Below are 18,560 nucleotides of genomic sequence, written 5' to 3'. Positions count from 1 at the left end.
ACCCTACACATTTGATTCGTCGAAACTTTGTTCAGTTTTCAAAGGTCTACCAGTTAACTAACTAAGCATTTAATCAACATATTTATTATATCATATATCGATTTAACTTGTCAAGAAGAAATTTTAATTAATTTTGAATTCCTTCTGATCAATAACTCAATCAGCAACTTTATTAATATATCATGTCATCAACTAGATGTCAACAACACTTTTACGAAATAAATTTAATGTCTATTCGATATTTTACTCATCTCGTAACAGCATGTATTAATATACCAACGAATCCATTCCTCGTCAACAGTTTTTTCTAAAAAACTAAAAAGTATTTTCTAAATCGTATAAGCAGTTAAAAACTTCTATTGCAACTAGGTCGATATCATCAAAACGAAATCGCTCATATGGTCGATAGCGTACAAAAATAAATTCCTTACTACTATGAATATACGTTACATCACAAAGAGGAATTCCAAATTTTTCAAATATTCTTTTTTGACGGTTTCGTGAATTATCATTTTGCATCGCTATTAGTCGCTTAACAATTACTAATAATTCTGATTCCTTCATTCTGTGTATTCTCCTTTAATTACAAAATAAGGGACTGTGATACTTAGACACAATCCCCCTTTTATTATCTTTTAACTTTATCTGGCTTTACAAAAATAGCTACTATACCAGCAAACATACCAAAGTAATACGTCAATAAGCGCCAGAGAATCATTGCTAAGACTAACTTAGTATTGGAATGAATAAAACTAGCAAATAAAACAGAAAAACTATATTCTGCTCCCCCTGCTCCTCCTGGAATTGGGAAAAGAGAAATAATCATAAATATCAGCACATGCAAACTAAGTACCATCACAAAGTTAATATGATGAATACCCAAAGCTAGCATAATGAAATAAGGAATTGCATAGTAAAAGAATAATTGAAAGATTGTTACTATACAAACCTTTGCTAATTTCTTATAGTCTTTTTTCATCCGAAGACTTTCCTGGTAAAAAGTGTCGACTTTTTCATTTAAGACTATCTTCATCCGTTCGTAACGATTTGCTTTTATAAAAAGAGCAGCTGGTTTAATTACAAGGTTCATTAATTTCTTTGTAAACCTATACCAGTACATTACCATCAGCAGGCCGACAATTACAGCTAAGTGAATTAAAAATCCAAATACCACTAATAACGATAGGGCATGTAACTTTTCAGCAATAAAGTGAAAGCCAATCAACAAGCTGATTAAAAAATTAACTACGATCATTGCTTGAAATACTACAAACTTCATCAGTAAAACCGAACTAGCCAGTCCCCCATCAACACCCGATTGGATCATTGCCACTAACTGTGCGGGCTGACCACCCGTAGAAAATGGCGTAATCCCATTGAATAGTTGTTCAATTAAAGGTAACCGAAGAGCATCTTTCCAAGTAAAGCCATCATGACGATCATTCATAAAGATTTTAACTACTACAGCTTCCAATCCTAAATATAAACAAATACATCCTAAGGCTATTAACATCCATCCCCAGTTAATCGCAGACACATCTTGAAGTAAAAGATGAATATTAGAATTACGTAATGAGTAGCCAAGAATACCGACCCCAATAATCAGCATTAAGCTTAGCACTAACCAATTACGTCTACTCACTAAGCATCCCCCTTTCGCGCCTGGTCCATATAAAAACTTGTCCAAACGTTTGCCAAGTGTTCTTTTGAATATTTACGCGCTGCTATTTGTGCCTGTTTTTGCCAGTGTGCTAACCGTGCAGGATCATTGCGCAACAATGTAAGCTTCATCTGCATTTCATTAACATCTTTTGCCGGCTCGTAATCCCCATCAATAATAGAATGATAAAGTTCTAAGTCACGCAACATTACTGGTGTTCCACAACTAAACGCTTCTAACACCGACATTGGGAAAAGTTCATTATAGGAAGGCAGCAAAAATAGGTCAGCTAAGTTATTTAATTCAACAATCTTATCACGGGAAACAATTCCGGTAAATTTTAAGTTAGCGGGCGGATTATCTACCACTCGCTTTAATTCACTATAGCCGTCTGTTAGTCTTCCAAACGAAAATCCTCCCGCCCAGATAAAATCAACGTCAGGATTTTGCCGAGCTAGGCGAATGAAGTCTGGAACCCCTTTTCTTTCTTGAACTTGACCGCTGCCTAAAACCACAAACTTATCCGGCGTGATATTATATTTCTTCCGTAAAGCGGTCCTATCTACAGCAGAGTATTGATAAAAATGATCACTATCGACGAAATTAGGGATATACGTAATTTTGTCCTTAGGAATTCCATAAGCAACTAATTTTTCAATAAAAGAAGGGTTTACTACTACCAGCTGATCCATTCGTTTATAAAAAGCAATAATGTAACGATAAAAAAGCCCGCGGAATGGTTGCGGGATTGTTAGGCTTCCTTCTAGGGTCTCAGGAAGGAAATGAACATAACCGATCTTTCGACCCCTTTTTTTAGAGAAAGTTGAAAAATAGAAAAGCGGGTCAATCGTATGATAATGGCTAATTTGACTTTTACCATACCGATTAATCTCAATTTCAAATTTATCACTGCATTGATTACGTAACAAATTGATCAATTCAAGGTAGGCACTGCCAACACCTTGTCCTGCAACTTTATCTGCAGATGAAAACATTGTTATTTTAATCATCATTAACTCCTTGAGCGGTGAAAAAGACGACGCGATTTTTCTGTTTGCTTAATTTTATCTTGATTTATCATTTTGCACTGACAATCATGATAGAATTCGACTACCCTTTCCACAAAAACTTCCGCTGAAATCTCGTGTAATTTTTGTTGACGTCTTAACCTTGATTCTGACGTCTGCGGTTGGTTTAGATAATACAAAACCCCATTGACAAGATCAGCCCGTTTTTGGAAACTAATTCCAATTGCTGCATCATCAATTAATTGATCAGTATATTCACTCCGCATCACAACGATTGGCAGGTCTGATGCAAGAGCCTCATCATAGGTCAAACCCTGTGACTCCGAATCAGACGCTGACACGAAAACATCAGCCATTTGGTAATAATGATAAACTTCATCATTCGGAATTTCACCAGCAAAACTAACATGACCATTGAGACCCATTTCACGAACCTGACGCTCTAAAGTATGCTTTGCCGGGCCATCTCCAACAATCAATAACTGTGCATTAGGCTGGTGGCTAAGGATATCTGGCATTGCTTCAATCAAAGTATGAATATTCTTTTCATATGCTAAACGACTTAACGAAAGCAATACCGGTGTAGTCGCCCCATACCCTAATCGTGCCCGTAAATTAGCAAGATCTTTTGCTGAATCGCGTTGATTATATACCCGCAAATTGATCCCTGTTGGAATTACCTGAATGGGAGATTCTACATGGTAACTTTCTAATGTTTCAAGGACGCGATCACTGGGAGCAATAATTCCTGATATATTTTTCAGGTATAAATGCGCTAATCGTGCTACATCATGCGGCTTTAAAATATGCCCGTTTGCAATATAGTGTAAGTAGTCCTGATACATTGTATGGTAGGTATGGAGGCAGGGAATATGTAAATGCCTAGCGACTGTTTTCCCCATCACACCGAGTGCAAATTCCGTCTGATTATGAACTATATCTAATTGGAATTTTTTAGCAAGTTTTATAGCACGAAATACGCCGCGAACTGCAATCCGCCGATCAGAAAATGAAACAAACGGAATGCTTGCAAAACGATAAATCCCGTTTTCAACGTCATCGTGCTTAGCCTTAGGATCAGTCGTCGTAAAGATATATACATGATGTCCCTGAGCAATCAGTTCATCACGAAGCGTCTTAATAGAAGTCGCAACGCCACTCACCTGTGGGAAATATGTATCTGTAAAAATACCAATATTCAACCTAACTGCTCCTTTTTTTCATCACGAAATTTTTTCGATTTTAATTTTAGTAATAACTGCTATTATACTAAAGCATTCAGCGAACCGCAAAACCGTATTTAAATTATTCTAGTCCCTTGACCTAATCATGACAAGAAACAACAAGAATGATTACTAATTCTTTACAAAATCTTTTGTCCATAAAAAATGAGAAATAGCTTCCCCAATAAGGCAGTTATTTCTCATCTTCTCTATTAAATCTTCACTTCTGGTACATATTCTTCCACTAATTTTCGAACATTAGCGGCCGTCTCAGCGTTAATTGCGCGATGAACTAGCGGTTGTAGTTTACGAGTGCTTAATTGGTTGATTAAAGATCGAATCCGTAAAATCTGACTGCTATTCATTGAAAATTCATCAAGCCCCATTGCCATTAAAAGCGGAACCGCAATTGGGTTACTAGCCATTTCGCCACACATGCCAATCCATTTACCTTCTGCATGTGCCGCTTCAATCACCCGGCGAACCATTCGTAAAACCGCGGGATGAAGTTCTTGGTATAGGTACGCAACTTCCTGATTCCCTCGGTCAACCGCAAACATATACTGAACTAAATCATTGCTCCCAATGCTAAAGAAATCGACATATTTTGCAAAATGTTCTGCCATTACAGCAACGGCCGGGATTTCTAACATCATCCCCACCTCAATGTTTTTAGCAACCTGGTAGCCTTCCTTTTCCAACTTGTCTTTTTCTTCATCGAGAATCGCCCGTGCCTGCTTAAATTCTTCAATTGTCGCAATCATTGGAAACATAATTGCTAACCGTCCATAGACTGAAGAACGGAGCAATGCCCGTAACTGTGGCCGTAAAATTTCCGGTCGCGCTAGACCGATTCTTATTGCGCGAAAGCCGAGGTATGGATTAGCCTCACGGGGAAGCTTAACCATTCCTAATTTTTTGTCCCCGCCGATATCAAGAGTACGAGCAACCACATGCTGCTGATTCATTGCTGCAACAAAACGTTTATACGCTGTAAATTGCTGCTCTTCATCAGGCAGCTCTTCCCTATTCATATAGAGAAATTCAGTCCGCAGCAACCCAATTCCTTCTGCACCATCTTCTTGGGCGTCAATAATATCTGCAAATGTACCAACATTAGCCGCAACTTCAAACCGGCGTCCGTCCGCGCTCACAGTCTGCTTGTCTTTTAAAGCGCCCCACTTTTGCTGTTCTTGTGCAAACTTACCAGCCAGTAAACGGTAATGTTCAATTTCATCATTGGTTGGGTCAACGATAACTTTTCCATGAATACCATCAACAATTAACATATCACCATCATGAATTAGCGTCGTCGCATTTTTAACACCAACAACAGCCGGCAGTGCCAACGTCTTACTCATAATCGTAAAATGAGATGTTCTACCGCCATTTGTTGTCACAATTCCGGCAACGTACCTTTTATTGAACTGGGCAGTATCTGTAGGAGTAATATTATCTGCCACAAAAATAGCACGATGGTCCAACAAGGCAGGATCCGGTAGGGGAACATTCAATAAGTGGCTCAAAATTCTTTTAGTCACATCACGTAATGCAGTTGCACGAGCATATAGATAATCATTATCATTTTTATGCTCAAAAATATTTAAATAATAGTCCTCTATCTTTTTGACCGCCCACTCCGCTGTATCATGATGACTATTAATCCGGTCAATAATCTTATTTTGTAAAGTCGGATCATCTAAAATTGCAATCTGCGTGTCAATAATTGTCACTGCGCGCTGACCAAGCCGGTGATGTACTTGCTGAGACAATGCTTGAAGCTCAGTCCTGCTTAACGCAAAAGAATCATGAAGCCGGGCGACCTCATGATTCTCATCAGCTGTATGCTGTTTTTTTATAGATAGATCTGACCCTACTAACAGGCGTGCAGGTGCGATGGTAATCCCACTACTAGCCGCAAGCCCGTCTAGCAGTAAAGACATTAGTCAGTCAATCCTTCCTTTTTCATAGTTTCAGCAACGGTGTCCAATGCTTCTTTTTCATCGTCACCATTGGCTGCAATAGTAACCTTAGCATTTTGACCAACACCAAGTGACATTACACCCATGATTGACTTCAAGTTAACACTCTTACCTTCGTATGAAAGAGTAATATCAGATGAGAACTTTGAAGCAGCTTGTACCAAAATAGTAGCTGGACGAGCATGAATACCGGTCTCTGAAGTAATTGTAAATTCACGTTTTTCCATATTAATCAGTCTCCTTCGAGCAGATATAATTAATTTATTATCAGCAGCTGGACCGCTGATACACCTCGATATTTACATTTTAGCAATTGTAAGCGTTAAATACAAGCTTACATCTTGCGTTTTATCGCTCTCGCAATTGATAAGTAATTTTACCGCCGCGTTGTGCTTTTCCTTCAATCTGGGAACGATAAGCGTAAGCATGAAAAATCGGTTGAAATTCCTGAAAATTCTCAGGGGTAATTTCAAAATGATCAATTTTTTTAGTTCGCAAGTCATCTAGTAATTGTTCAAACTTTTCTTCTGCCATCCAATCACCTCAATATAAAGATCTCTGTCTACCTAATTATACACGATAAATATTATAAAGCATCCGTTTTAGCATTCATGACTAAAGAGTGCTAAAATCATAGTGGGATTCCTTTAGACGTTCCTAAGTAATTTTGGTTAAACGTACAAGGATGCTCCTTACTTAAGAAAATATTTAGGTTTTATGACTTGCTTTGCGATAAAAAGTAAGTATAATATTAATCAATGGTCAAGAAAGGTCAAACAGACGCAATCTTGCTGAACTATTTTAGGAGGTATTTAATTTCAGATGCTATGTCAATATTGTCATCAAAATCCAGCCACGATTCATCTACAAATGAATTTCAATGGTCAACGGATTCAAATAGACCTCTGCCAAAATTGTTATCAAAAATTACAAAATCTACAAACAGAAATGATGAATGGAGGTAACGGAATGAATAATTTCGGATTTGGAAGCCTCGAAGACTTCATGAACGCAATGAATAATATGCAAAGTCAAGCTGCTGGCGCTAATGGTCAAAATATAAACGGTCAAGCTCAGCGTCAAGGCGGCGGACGCAACGGTAAAGGTATCCTAGGACAATATGGTATTAATCTTACTGACCTCGCCCGCCAAGGAAAGATTGATCCGGTTATTGGTCGGGATAACGAAATCAAGCGCGTAATCGAAATTCTAAACCGGCGGACAAAGAATAACCCTGTCCTTATTGGTGAAGCCGGGGTTGGTAAAACGGCCGTTGTTGAAGGTTTAGCCCAGGCAATTGTGAGCGGTCAGGTTCCAGAAAAGCTTGCTAATAAGGAAATTATCCGTCTCGATGTTGTTTCACTTGTTCAAGGTACTGGAATTCGTGGACAATTTGAAAAACGGATGCAACAGTTAATGGAAGAAGTTCGTAAGAATAAGAATATCATTCTCTTTATCGATGAAGTCCATGAAATCATGGGAGCTGGTAATGCTGAAGGCGGCATGGATGCTGGAAACGTCCTTAAGCCTGCCCTTGCCCGTGGTGATTTTCAATTAGTCGGTGCTACTACACTTAATGAATACCGAAAGATTGAAAAAGATGCTGCTCTTGCACGTCGATTCCAACCAGTTGAAGTTGATGAACCATCTGTTGAAGAGACCATCCGGATCCTCAATGGTATTAAGAGCCGTTACCAAGATTACCACCACGTCAAATATACTGACGATGCTGTCGTTGCTGCTGCTAAGCTTTCCGATCGCTATATTCAGGATCGGTATCTTCCTGATAAGGCCATCGACCTGCTTGATGAAGCCGGCTCAAAGAAGAACTTAACTCTTAAGAATGTAGATCCTAACGCAATTGAAAACGAAATCCATACAGCTGAGGCACATAAGCAACAAGCTGCAGATAATCAGGATTACGAAAAGGCGGCCTTTTATCGGGATCAAGTTGCAAAGCTTGAAAAGGCGAAGAAAGAAGCAGAAGAAAACCATACTGAAGATTCTGCAACTGTTACCGTCAAAGATATGCAACGAATCGTTGAGGAGCGGACTAATATTCCAGTTGGCGACCTTCAAAAACAGGAGGAAAACCAACTTCGCGACCTTGATAAAAAGCTCGATGAACACGTTATTGGTCAAACACAAGCGGTTGATAAGGTTGCCCGAGCTATTCGCCGTAATCGAATCGGTCTAAACAAGTCCGGTCGGCCAATTGGTAGTTTTCTCTTTGTTGGTCCTACTGGTGTTGGTAAGACCGAAACAGCTAAGCAACTTGCCCTTCAGCTATTTGGTTCTAAAGATGCGATGATTCGGTTCGATATGTCCGAATACATGGATAAAACCTCTACTTCCAAGCTTATCGGGGCTGCCCCTGGTTATGTTGGTTACGAAGAAGCCGGACAGCTTACTGAACAAGTACGGCGGCACCCATACAGCTTGATTCTTCTTGATGAAGTTGAAAAAGCTCACCCAGATGTAATGCACATGTTCTTACAGATTCTCGATGATGGCCGGTTAACTGATTCGCAAGGACGAACAGTTAGTTTCAAGGACACAATTATTATCATGACATCGAATGCCGGAACCGGTGATGCTGAGGCTAGTGTTGGTTTTGGTGCTGAATCTAATGGCAGCACCCACTCAATCATTGACAAATTAACTAATTACTTCAAGCCAGAATTCTTAAATCGTTTTGACGATATCGTTCAATTCAACGCTTTAACTAAGGATGACTTGATGAAGATTGTTAACTTAATGATCTCTGATGTTAACAACATGCTTGCCGACAAGGATTTGCATATTGAAGTTACTAATGGTGTTGAAGAAAAACTAGTCGACATGGGCTTTGATCCTAAGATGGGAGCACGCCCGCTTCGTCGAGTAATTCAAGAACAAATTGAAGATCGAATTGCTGATTATGTTCTTGATCATAGTGATGCTCATAAATTAACTGCTAACCTCAATGATGATGGTGATATTGTCGTTGAAGAAGCACAAGAAGTACCAGCAAAATAATTTAACCAAAAAAAAACTTGAAAGTATGGTCATAACGACTTTACTCTCAAGTTCTTTTAGTTTACTTCTAATCGACGGCGAACTTCTAACACGGGGATTGCAACCATGGGGACCAAAACAATTGCTAAAATCAACTCAGCCAGGCCATTAGTCGCCATAACTGTTTCAAGGGCAATTAATAAATGGTTAACATTGACGCCATATGTTTGCGCAACTGCTGGAGTACGATAAAATAGATAGATAAAGCCTAAAACTAATCCAGTATTAGTAAGGGTTCCAATAATTGCGGCACCAACTGCGGCACCATATTTAGATTTAAATAGCCGACGCAAAAGAATAAATGTATAGCCAGCAATTAACCCAATCATGATTCGGGGAATAACCGAGACAAGCGGGTTAACAAATACTAATGGTGCAAGCGGACTACTGGGAGCAACAAAAGCACGAATCCATGTTAAAATTCCCCAAATGCCGCCAATAATTGCACCATCTATGGGGCCCAAGACAATTGCGGCAATGATGACTGTCACATGAAGAGTGGTTATACTCAACGGTCCCAATGGAATATTACCAAAAAACGGGACAAAATCCTGTAAAAGGATAATTGCAATAAAAATTGCCAAAGTCGTGTTATGTCTTATTTGTTGGTGCCGAGTTCTTGCCATTTTAATTCTCCTAAATAAATTTGAATAGGCCTATTGTAATAGAAATTTCACCTATTCGCAATTATCAAGAGAAATATAATGGTTCAATATCGTGTCAGCTACCAAAAAGCGCTATAATAATAGATAATTTAGGTTACGGAGTGTTAATAATGATTGACAAGTTTAAAACTGGAAATCCAATCTGGGTTTACTATAATGACATTGATTCGGGAGCAAATCTTACAGTGCCGCAGTTATTACGCGGTTTTATCGGCCAAGAATATCAAATTGAGCGGAAACAATTTCCTAATTACCGCTATGTAAAGACAGAAGGCGAAACTCGGGGCACATTTGACATGCGCCAACGGATAGTTCACCTTTTTTATCGTAAGCAAAACTGGGGTGAAGTTCAATCAATCGAAATGTACCTACGTCTTGATGCACCGACACAGGTCTTTGATACGGCTGGCGGGATGCCGATTGGTGCCCCCCTCCCTGCTGATATTACAGTAAAATCTTTCCACCGAGTTGCAACTAAGAACGGGCAATTTTGGTATGAAATCGGTGCTGACCAATGGATCAAGTATGACCAGATGCATGTCGTTGACAACCCATTCAATACTAATTTACGAAAAGAAAAATCACGATTAGTTAATAATTTAACCGTTATTCCGCTTAAAAATGTCCGTGCAAAAGTTGACTACCTTCATAACAAGTCAATCAATGTCTACGACGCACCGTATGGAAATAAAGTGGCAGAGATTCCAAACGGTAATGAGGTTACATTAATTGGTAAACTCAATGATAATGACGAGATTACCTGGTATCAGATTGGGCGAAAGAAATATATTACAAGTAATTACATTCAAATTGAAGATATTGATGATGATGAATAAATAAAGGACGCTAGTATCGGATAAGCCGACTACTAACGTCCATTTTTATTTCCTAGTCTCGCCGTAACTGCATTTTATCATTAAAAAATTTAGCTAGGAAAAAGATAATAATCAGATAAACTATTAAAATAACCCACCAAGTAATTTGGGTGCTAACAAGCATATATACTAACTTGTTAGCTGATAAAGTTGGAATTAAACCAACCATTGAGTAACCAATCATACTCAAAAGAACGATACAGACTACTGGGCCGCCAATCCCAACGATCCATTTCCAGCGGCGGTTCAAAAGGGCAAAACCATTTCCAACTGCTACCATCGTCAAAACACCACAGAAGTAAGCAAGCAAGCTGTGCCATGATGAAGAAAAACTAAATGGATAATGCATTAAACTGGTGAGTTGGTTAACGAACCAAACAAGCAAGGTTAACAGGATAACTGATATAATTCGTCCTTGCCACTGTGTTCGTCGCGAAATATTATTTTGAATTGCCCACTTGAAGTCACTATAAGGAGTTAGTAAAAAGTAGAAAAACAAGACTAATGATAATAAGCTGCTAATTGTTCCTGGAATGGCGCCAAGACTAACTAAAAATGACTCAATATTTTGATTCATTATGAGACCAAGTAAATATACTAATAGTTCAACCCCAACACCAACCGCAATCGCAATTCCCGCTGACCAGCCAGCTCGCCGTAAGGTTGTCGATATGATTAAATTTCTCTTTTGATTTTTCATTAATATGCACCCCCATCTGTCAAGTAAATGAATAAGTGTTGTAAATCATAATGGTCAAGCTTAACCTGATCTGGGATCGGCCGTTCATCATTTAGGTGATCAAAAACATAGGAAGTTTTAATATTACCCATCGATTCAGATTTCAAGACTTTCAATCCCGCAGTATAATCATCAACTAATTTAGCTGGGCCACTAATGGCATGAGCCTTTGCAAGCAAGTCATCAAGATCATCATTAATTATAATTTGATGCTTATCCAAAATTAGGACATGTTCAACTAGCTGCTGAATTTCTTCGATTAGGTGTGTTGACAATACAAATGTCCGTGGCTTTTCCTGATAAGACTTGACTAATTCCTTGTAAAAAAGCTCACGGTGATTAGCATCAAGACCTAAAATCGGTTCATCAAGGAGGACATATTCAGCATTAACTGCTAATGCAACAATCAACTTTGAAGCCGTTCGCTGACCAGTCGAGAGATTAGTTACTTTAGCGTTACCACTAAGTTCAAAGGCGGTTAAAAGGCGGTCAGCGAGATCATAATCAAAGCTGCCGTAAGCAACATCCGCAAGATCAAAAGTCTGCGCAATTTTCATTTCACGCGGGTAAAGGTTAGCCTCACTCATCAGAAAAATCTTATTCAATAATTCGTCATTATCATTAATACTTTCGCCGCCAATCCGAACCTCGCCACTGGTTGGAAAAATACGGTTACTAATGATATTTAACAAGGTCGTCTTACCAGCACCGTTGCGGCCAAGCAACCCATAAATTTTTGCCGGCTCTAAATTAAATGAAATATTATTGAGAACCGTTGTCCGTCGATACTTTTTTACAATATTTTTAACCATTAATTGATCCATCGTTTTCACCTCGTTCAATCAAATCTAATAAATGCTGCTTAGTAATACCAAGCTTATCAGCCTCGATTAGTAAACTTTTAACGTAGTCGTTATAAAAGCTCTCTTTACGTTGCTCCATAATTTTTTTCTGCGCTCCTTTTTTTACAAACATCCCTAGCCCACGACGCTTTTCTAGCAAATCCTTGTCTACTAGGATGTTCATCCCCTTAAGGACCGTTGCCGGATTAATGTGCAACTGTTGGGAAAGCTGGGTCGTTGATGGTACTTGTGAGCCTTCATCGAAACCGCCAGAGAAAATCATCTCCTCTAATTGATCAGCAAGCTGTTGATAAAGCGGTGATGACTCATCAAAATTAAATTGCATTGGAGCACCTCCTTGGTTTGTTATTTGGTTAATTACTTATGTAACTAAGTATATATGTTGGAGAATGATTTGGCAAGGGGAAAAGTGATTTTAAAAAGAAAATAAAAGATATCATTCCTTTAGAATAAAAAATAGATCCCGTAATTCAAGAAATTACAAGATCTATTTTTTAGTAAGGTGAAGTTTCTATAAATAGTACACTAACGAACTATTTAACATTATTTTCTAATCATATTGCGATTAACATTTATCCAAACATCTGGTGGATTGTTACCATTACCATTTGGATCATCTGTATTTCGTAAGACTAATTGCAAATTATCAAGGGATACTGTTGGCAATTTAAAACTGGCTTTAAATCCACTATTCTTGCTTTGATAAATGCTTGGGTAAACTTTTGCAACGTCATCCCGTTCAATTTGGTTAAGTCGTTGACGACCAATTTCTTTTCCATTTTGCAAAAGAATTGCATATGCATAATGCTTAACCATGGATTGATCATCAGCACGCCATCCCTGGAAGGTTAGTGTATTACCACTTAATACAGTATTATCAAGATTATAAGCCGATTGATTGAGTATTCCCATATTCATCCAAGAATCAGTATGTGCACCATCGTTACCATTGCCGTTTCCGTCAGCTGAGTACCGGCTTACTAAGGAATAAGTATGACCTGGTTGGAGATTCAACGAACCAAAATCAAAGTTAAAACGAGAATGTCCTGCTGTCTTAGTATCACTATATACTCTGGCAACATCTGGCGAATCTTCTAACGCAACTTTTTGTGAAGCTACCTGGCGACCCGTAGTATTATCGAAAACAATCAAGAAGTGGTTAGGCTCAAACTGTGATAAGTCAGTCGCATGCCAGCCTGCTACTTTGAGTCGGCCATTACTAAGATCTACACTATCTAAATTAGCCCGATTAACATGATTTACAGGATTAAACCAGTAATCAACACTATTTCCGTTCCCACTTGGATCATCCGTATACCGTGATAAGAACTGGATATTATCATTAAAGTACGGAGCAGTCAAATTAAAGCTAGTGCTAAAGCCAGCGTTAACTGCATTAGCAATTGTTCCATATACTTTAGCCACATCTGGACGTTGAACTGCCTTTACCTCCTGACGAGCAATTTCATGACCAAGAGTTTGGTCAAATGCAATAATGTAATGATAAGGTCGCCCCGCTGCTTGATTAGTCGCATGCCAACCACTAACAGTAACGGTCTTACCATCAGACTTAATACTATCTAAGTATGCTTGATTAGTCTCATTCATCTTCAATGGACCAAACCAGTAATCAACATGCTGCCCTTCACCATTTATTGCATCATTGCTATAACGAGCAACTAAACTTAATGAATGATTTACTGCATCATTTGGAATATCAATAGTCATATTAAAGCCAGAATTATTACTATTATTAACATTTGAATATGCCTGCCGGACATCATTCCGAATAGCAGGCGTTAACTTTTGCCGAGCAATTTCATGTCCCAATGTATTATCGAAAATAATCATATAACGATATGAGTCTTGATTACTCAATCCTACAGCATGCCAACCACTTGCCTTAATCTGCGACTGACCATTTATATTTTGAGTTAAGCCATAATTGTCAAGCCATCCTTGGTTAAAGTTAAGTTGATTATTCTGAGTAGTCTTATCCTGCGGTACTTGGTTAGTCGCAATTAAAGGAGCAATTTTCTTAACTTTAATTACCACATCTTGAATACCATTTTCATTTACTTTAACTGTTGTTGGTACTTGCTCATTTTTATTTGCCAACTCATAGCCTGTTGGTAAACTAATTTTAATATCAATGGTCGTACCTACTGTTCCAGAAATCGAGTCACTCTTGACTGTTTTGCCGTTTTCGTCAACATAATTAATATTACCATATTGTATATTAGCAATATAATTAATAACAACAAACTGATCATCTGTATCATGGTCAACTTGCAAGCTATTAACAAATGGTTGGGTAGCAAAATATCCTTCAATCACTGGGGCAGTATAAGCCTTAAACTTACCAGTTGTCCAATTAGTATACGTGATTTTTTTTGTAACTTGATCATAACTACCTTGACGAGTCAAATCTACTTTTTGAATTATTACTATCGGCTTTTGACTAGGCACATTAATTGTAATAGACCGAACCACTTGCCTATGTAAATCGGTCGGCTTAATGCCAGCAGGTAATTGATCAATCGGTGTAGTAACACTGATATTATTAATAATATGTTCAAGATCAATTATCATACTATCTCCACTAGCTTTAAATGTATATTTTAATTTTGGCGGAAAATTATGGTTAAACTGATATCCAGTCGGTAAATGCAAATAAGATGTTAAATTAATTGTTTCGCCGGATTTTCCTGTTAAGGTTTCCTGTTTAACTAATTTCATTTCATCTATATAATCAATTTTTAATGACTGTTCCAAATTAGAATTAATCCCTGCGCCATCTTTATTCGCAACATCAACTCCAGCCTTACTAAAATCATTCAAATTAGGAATAATAATATGCCTTGTATCCTGTCCATGATAATTAGTAAGATTAATAATATTATTATCGGTTTTGTAATCCCAATCTTTAACATTTACAGTTCCATAAATATTTGGATCTAACTCACTAGAAGACTTATTTGTATTTGAAGTGGTTGTAGAAGCTATTTGCTGCTGTTCATCCTTTTGGTTATCTGCTTCATTGCCATCGTTAGTTTGAACGTTAGATTCAGTACTTACAGATGTAGCTTCGTCATTAGAGTTTGCCTGTAGAGTAACTGTCTTATTTTGTACTGACTCAACCTGTTCAGTTTGATTAGTGGTTTGTGCATCCGGTTGCGCCGATGTAGCATTCGTAGCCTCATTACTATCAGCGTGCGCGGTTACCCCCCCCCATAAATGAAATAGCTGCAACCGTTATTGTTGCTGCAACCCAATTTTTGCCTGCTTTATATAATTTTTTGTGTTCTTTAAACATAAAATTGCCTCCCAGCAAGTTCTGAAGTTTCAAATTTGTTTACGTTTTCAATATATTCCCTTTTTGTATAAAAGACAAGACTAGAAAAAGTCAGAACACTTTTATATGCTCTGGCTTATTGCTACTTTACCAAAATATGCAGGCATTAATTTTCAATTACAACTTTAGTGCCAGCTGAAACATTATGCTGGATCCAATATGCATCAGGAACTGATAAACGAATACAACCATGTGAACCAGTCGAAACACCAAGAAGTTTTGCTTGGTTTAAATCATATTGATGATCATGCCACGGCTGATCAAAGACAACGCTATGAAATAGGTATACTCCATGATCTTTCCAAGAAGTCCAATGGTTTGCCCATTCAAAAATGTTTCCACGCTCTGGTTGAACATAGTACGTTCCAGTTGGAGTAAGACTAACGCCATTTACATAGCGTCCTGCCGTACAGTACATTGTATAAACAATATTATTACCGTCCATCATATAAACACGATTTTGACCAATTTTTACATTAATCCAGAAATTCTTAAGTTGTTTTATATTGGGATATGGTGCATATTCCGAGGGTTGGCGAAAATCAATTGGTGTTCGCATTAAATTATTAACCATCACTGAATTAGAATAAATATCAGAATAATTACCATTGCCGTTAGGATCATCCGTATAACGATGAATAAAGCGAACTGTATGATGCTGAATTTCATTAGGAATAGAAACGCTCAATTGATAACCAGAATTGCTACTGTTAAGAATATACGGGACAGCATTGAAAACGTCCAACCGTGTTAAATTTTTATCTTTAATTTGCCACCGATATAATTCTTGCCCGTTTTCTCCTAGCGCAATTAAGTATTGGTATGGCTGCTTATTACTTTGATCTGTCGCATGCCAACCACTAACAGTAAGCGTAGTATTAGTTACGTCGATTTGGTCAAAATTTCCAACATTTGAATTATAAGATGTGCTGATTTGATCACTATAATTACCATTACCCGCTGGATCATTTGTAAAGCGAACCAGAACCTGTAACTGTCCTGTTACCAATTGTGGATCAAATTTAACTAACGTATCAAAACCACTATTAAGACTGTTGTAAGCACTAGGATAAACTCGCGCGACATCTGGACGACTAGTAAGTAACAACCGTTGCCGTGTAATCTCTTTGCCATTATTCAAAATAATAAGATATGCATTGGAACGATTAATAGAGCTATCATCTACTGCCCAACCAGCTACTTGTAAGCCATCCTTAGTCATTTGAACTTTATCAAAATAGTGTGCTTTAGTAGTCAGTAAATTAGGTCTAAACCAATAGTCAGTGTAGGCTCCTTGATCACCATTGCTATCAGTAGCAGTAGAATAACGACTTACAATTGCATAGCTATGACCCGCAATTAATTTACTCTTTGTTAAATCAAATGTTGCCTGAAATCCTGAATTTATCGCCGTCTTAACGCCCGGATATACCTTGGCAACATCAGGTCTCTTTACTGCTTTTGCTTGTACAACAGCTACTTGTTGATTACTAGTACTGTCAAAAAGAATTACAAAATGTTCTTGTTCATAGTTAGTTACATCATTGGCGTGCCAACCCGACACGGTTAAATGTTGACCATCTGAAAAGTTAATATTATCAAGCCATCCTTGATTAGTAGTCTGACCGCCAAACGATGAGTACCAATAGTCAACTGCATTCCCATTCCCACTAGGATCATCGGTATAACGGTCAATCACTTGTAATTGATGGTTGAAATTAAAATTGGTTAACTTTACATAGGCATCAAAACCAGACTGGCCCGCATGATATACACTAGGTAAAACTTTAGCAACATCTGGACGACTAACGTTATTACCTAACCTTACTCGTATCAACTCACGATTATTATTAGTATTATCAACTACAATAATATAATGATATTTTTTATTAGCGGTTGAATTACTTGCATGCCATCCAGCAAGATGCAATTGATTTTTTTCAATAGAAACATTGTCGAGGCTACCATAATTACCATGATCAATTGTAAAAGGAGCGAACCAGTAATCTGTTGCATCCCCATTTCCAGCAGGATCATCGGTATAACGATCGACAAGCTGAATACTTGGAGCAGTAGCAAGACTATTGGCAATATTAAAAGTTACATCAAAGCCAGATTTTTCAGCATTATAAATATCATAAACTGCCTTAACATCCTTGCGTTCAATAGATGAATTTGTAATATTTTGTCGCGCTATTTCACGATGGGTCTTACCATCTAGAATAATACTATAATGATATCTCTTATTTAATGCGTCATTAGTGGCATGCCATCCTTTAAGATTTAATTGTCCATCAGTATTAAGACTATGCTCATCTAACCAAGCATAGTTACCATGATCTTCAAAATTATATAACGGGGCATTATTTAAAATTTGAGTAAATGCTGCTTGAAAGTTCTTAGTATTATTAACATATTCTCCATCGTCCCACTGGCTTAAGTCATTAATATTATTTAACCAGACAGTACCTCCATTAGTTGTACTATCTTCTAATACGACCGGCTGATTATTATGAATCGTAAACCAGTAGGTATCATGAAACTGACTTAACCTATTACCGGCATAATGGTTATAAATAGCAACTGTATTATAGTCATACTTATTAGCCCCATCTTGGCTATAACCAATAGTTGCCTCCCTATCAGACCACAATTTAGTTATATCAAATTCTGGGTACTCACAATCAATCGGCATTGGTGTTGACCCATCATATTTTTGAAAATCCATATTATGCTGTTGACCATACTGTGTCATATACGCATCAAGCCTTTGTGCTTTTTCTTGATTCCATTGATTTTCTTGAACAGTACTTTGCGGAGTGATTGCTGAAGCATCATTTGTCATGTTTATTTGATTTCTTTCAGCATTCATTGTCTTTGGGGCTAAATTATTAGCCATATCATTCTGCTCTGGTACATTCACATTAGAGCCTTGAACTGAATCAGCATAAGTAACTGTACCACCGCTTATTAACAAAGCCATTCCTGCAATAATACCAATTACCCAGTTTTTCTTTGCTTTATATAGTTTTTTCTTCATTATCCCTATTATTCTCCCATCCTCATAATATGATTACGCTTCCAATATAAAAGATTCACTAAAATAAAACAAG

General features: G+C 37.7%; 16 protein-coding genes. 2 read left to right on the top strand and 14 right to left on the bottom strand.

What is annotated here, in order from left to right:
* Positions 1 to 315: 315 nt before the first annotated feature.
* The 7 genes from IEU90_RS10195 to ykzS form a co-directional block, all read right to left on the bottom strand.
* Entirely contained in the window at positions 316 to 564 is a 249-nt protein-coding gene (locus IEU90_RS10195) for a YkuJ family protein (RefSeq protein WP_153710837.1), read from the bottom strand.
* Positions 565 to 628: 64 nt separating this feature from the next.
* On the bottom strand, positions 629 to 1,642 hold the full coding sequence (locus tag IEU90_RS10190) for a lysylphosphatidylglycerol synthase transmembrane domain-containing protein (protein ID WP_188358088.1): 1,014 nt from the start codon (positions 1,640 to 1,642) through the stop codon (positions 629 to 631).
* Entirely contained in the window at positions 1,642 to 2,670 is a 1,029-nt protein-coding gene (locus IEU90_RS10185; RefSeq protein ID WP_153710838.1) for a glycosyltransferase family 4 protein, read from the bottom strand. Before IEU90_RS10185 ends, IEU90_RS10190 begins: the two co-directional genes overlap by 1 nt.
* Before the next feature lie 2 nt (positions 2,671 to 2,672).
* A complete protein-coding gene (locus IEU90_RS10180; protein WP_188358087.1) occupies positions 2,673 to 3,890 on the bottom strand; it encodes a glycosyltransferase family 4 protein in 1,218 nt (405 codons plus the stop codon).
* 233 nt (positions 3,891 to 4,123) lie between these two features.
* Positions 4,124 to 5,854 (bottom strand): phosphoenolpyruvate--protein phosphotransferase, encoded by a 1,731-nt coding sequence (gene ptsP / locus IEU90_RS10175; RefSeq protein ID WP_188358086.1) that lies wholly within the window; start codon positions 5,852 to 5,854, stop codon positions 4,124 to 4,126.
* Positions 5,854 to 6,120: a phosphocarrier protein HPr gene (locus IEU90_RS10170; protein WP_153710841.1), complete on the bottom strand. Its 267-nt coding sequence runs from the start codon at positions 6,118 to 6,120 to the stop codon at positions 5,854 to 5,856. Before IEU90_RS10170 ends, ptsP begins: the two co-directional genes overlap by 1 nt.
* A gap of 121 nt (positions 6,121 to 6,241) precedes the next feature.
* Entirely contained in the window at positions 6,242 to 6,427 is a 186-nt protein-coding gene (gene ykzS / locus IEU90_RS10165; protein WP_153710842.1) for a protein YkzS, read from the bottom strand.
* Between the two features lie 288 nt (positions 6,428 to 6,715).
* Here ykzS and IEU90_RS10160 point away from each other — a divergent pair, with 288 nt between their 5' ends.
* On the top strand, positions 6,716 to 8,911 hold the full coding sequence (locus IEU90_RS10160) for an ATP-dependent Clp protease ATP-binding subunit (protein WP_153710843.1): 2,196 nt from the start codon (positions 6,716 to 6,718) through the stop codon (positions 8,909 to 8,911).
* 56 nt (positions 8,912 to 8,967) lie between these two features.
* On the opposite strand, the gene IEU90_RS10155 is transcribed toward IEU90_RS10160, so the two are convergent.
* On the bottom strand, positions 8,968 to 9,576 hold the full coding sequence (locus IEU90_RS10155; RefSeq protein WP_188358085.1) for an ECF transporter S component: 609 nt from the start codon (positions 9,574 to 9,576) through the stop codon (positions 8,968 to 8,970).
* Between the two features lie 149 nt (positions 9,577 to 9,725).
* Between IEU90_RS10155 and IEU90_RS10150 the strand changes: the two genes are divergently transcribed.
* Complete coding sequence (locus IEU90_RS10150; protein WP_153710845.1) at positions 9,726 to 10,451, top strand: MucBP domain-containing protein; 726 nt, start codon at positions 9,726 to 9,728, stop codon at positions 10,449 to 10,451.
* Positions 10,452 to 10,503: 52 nt separating this feature from the next.
* On the opposite strand, the gene IEU90_RS10145 is transcribed toward IEU90_RS10150, so the two are convergent.
* The 6 genes from IEU90_RS10145 to IEU90_RS10120 all read right to left on the bottom strand — a co-directional run bounded on the left by IEU90_RS10145 (position 10,504) and on the right by IEU90_RS10120 (position 18,487).
* Complete coding sequence (locus IEU90_RS10145) at positions 10,504 to 11,190, bottom strand: hypothetical protein (protein WP_153710846.1); 687 nt, start codon at positions 11,188 to 11,190, stop codon at positions 10,504 to 10,506.
* A complete protein-coding gene (locus tag IEU90_RS10140; protein WP_153710847.1) occupies positions 11,190 to 12,053 on the bottom strand; it encodes an ABC transporter ATP-binding protein in 864 nt (287 codons plus the stop codon). Before IEU90_RS10140 ends, IEU90_RS10145 begins: the two co-directional genes overlap by 1 nt.
* Positions 12,034 to 12,417 (bottom strand): GntR family transcriptional regulator, encoded by a 384-nt coding sequence (locus IEU90_RS10135; protein WP_153710848.1) that lies wholly within the window; start codon positions 12,415 to 12,417, stop codon positions 12,034 to 12,036. The genes IEU90_RS10140 and IEU90_RS10135 overlap by 20 nt, the downstream gene beginning before the upstream one ends.
* A gap of 218 nt (positions 12,418 to 12,635) precedes the next feature.
* Entirely contained in the window at positions 12,636 to 15,344 is a 2,709-nt protein-coding gene (locus IEU90_RS10130) for a mucin-binding protein (protein ID WP_229723670.1), read from the bottom strand.
* Positions 15,301 to 15,408, bottom strand: a complete 108-nt coding sequence (locus IEU90_RS10125) for a KxYKxGKxW signal peptide domain-containing protein (protein ID WP_229723668.1) — start codon at positions 15,406 to 15,408, stop codon at positions 15,301 to 15,303. Before IEU90_RS10125 ends, IEU90_RS10130 begins: the two co-directional genes overlap by 44 nt.
* Positions 15,409 to 15,553: 145 nt before the next feature.
* A complete protein-coding gene (locus IEU90_RS10120; RefSeq protein ID WP_153710850.1) occupies positions 15,554 to 18,487 on the bottom strand; it encodes a DUF4767 domain-containing protein in 2,934 nt (977 codons plus the stop codon).
* Positions 18,488 to 18,560 lie beyond the last annotated feature (73 nt).

The organism is Limosilactobacillus caviae (assembly GCF_014635905.1).
GTDB classification, from domain to species: domain Bacteria; phylum Bacillota; class Bacilli; order Lactobacillales; family Lactobacillaceae; genus Limosilactobacillus; species Limosilactobacillus caviae.
This window is presented reverse-complemented; position numbering and strand designations above follow the sequence as displayed.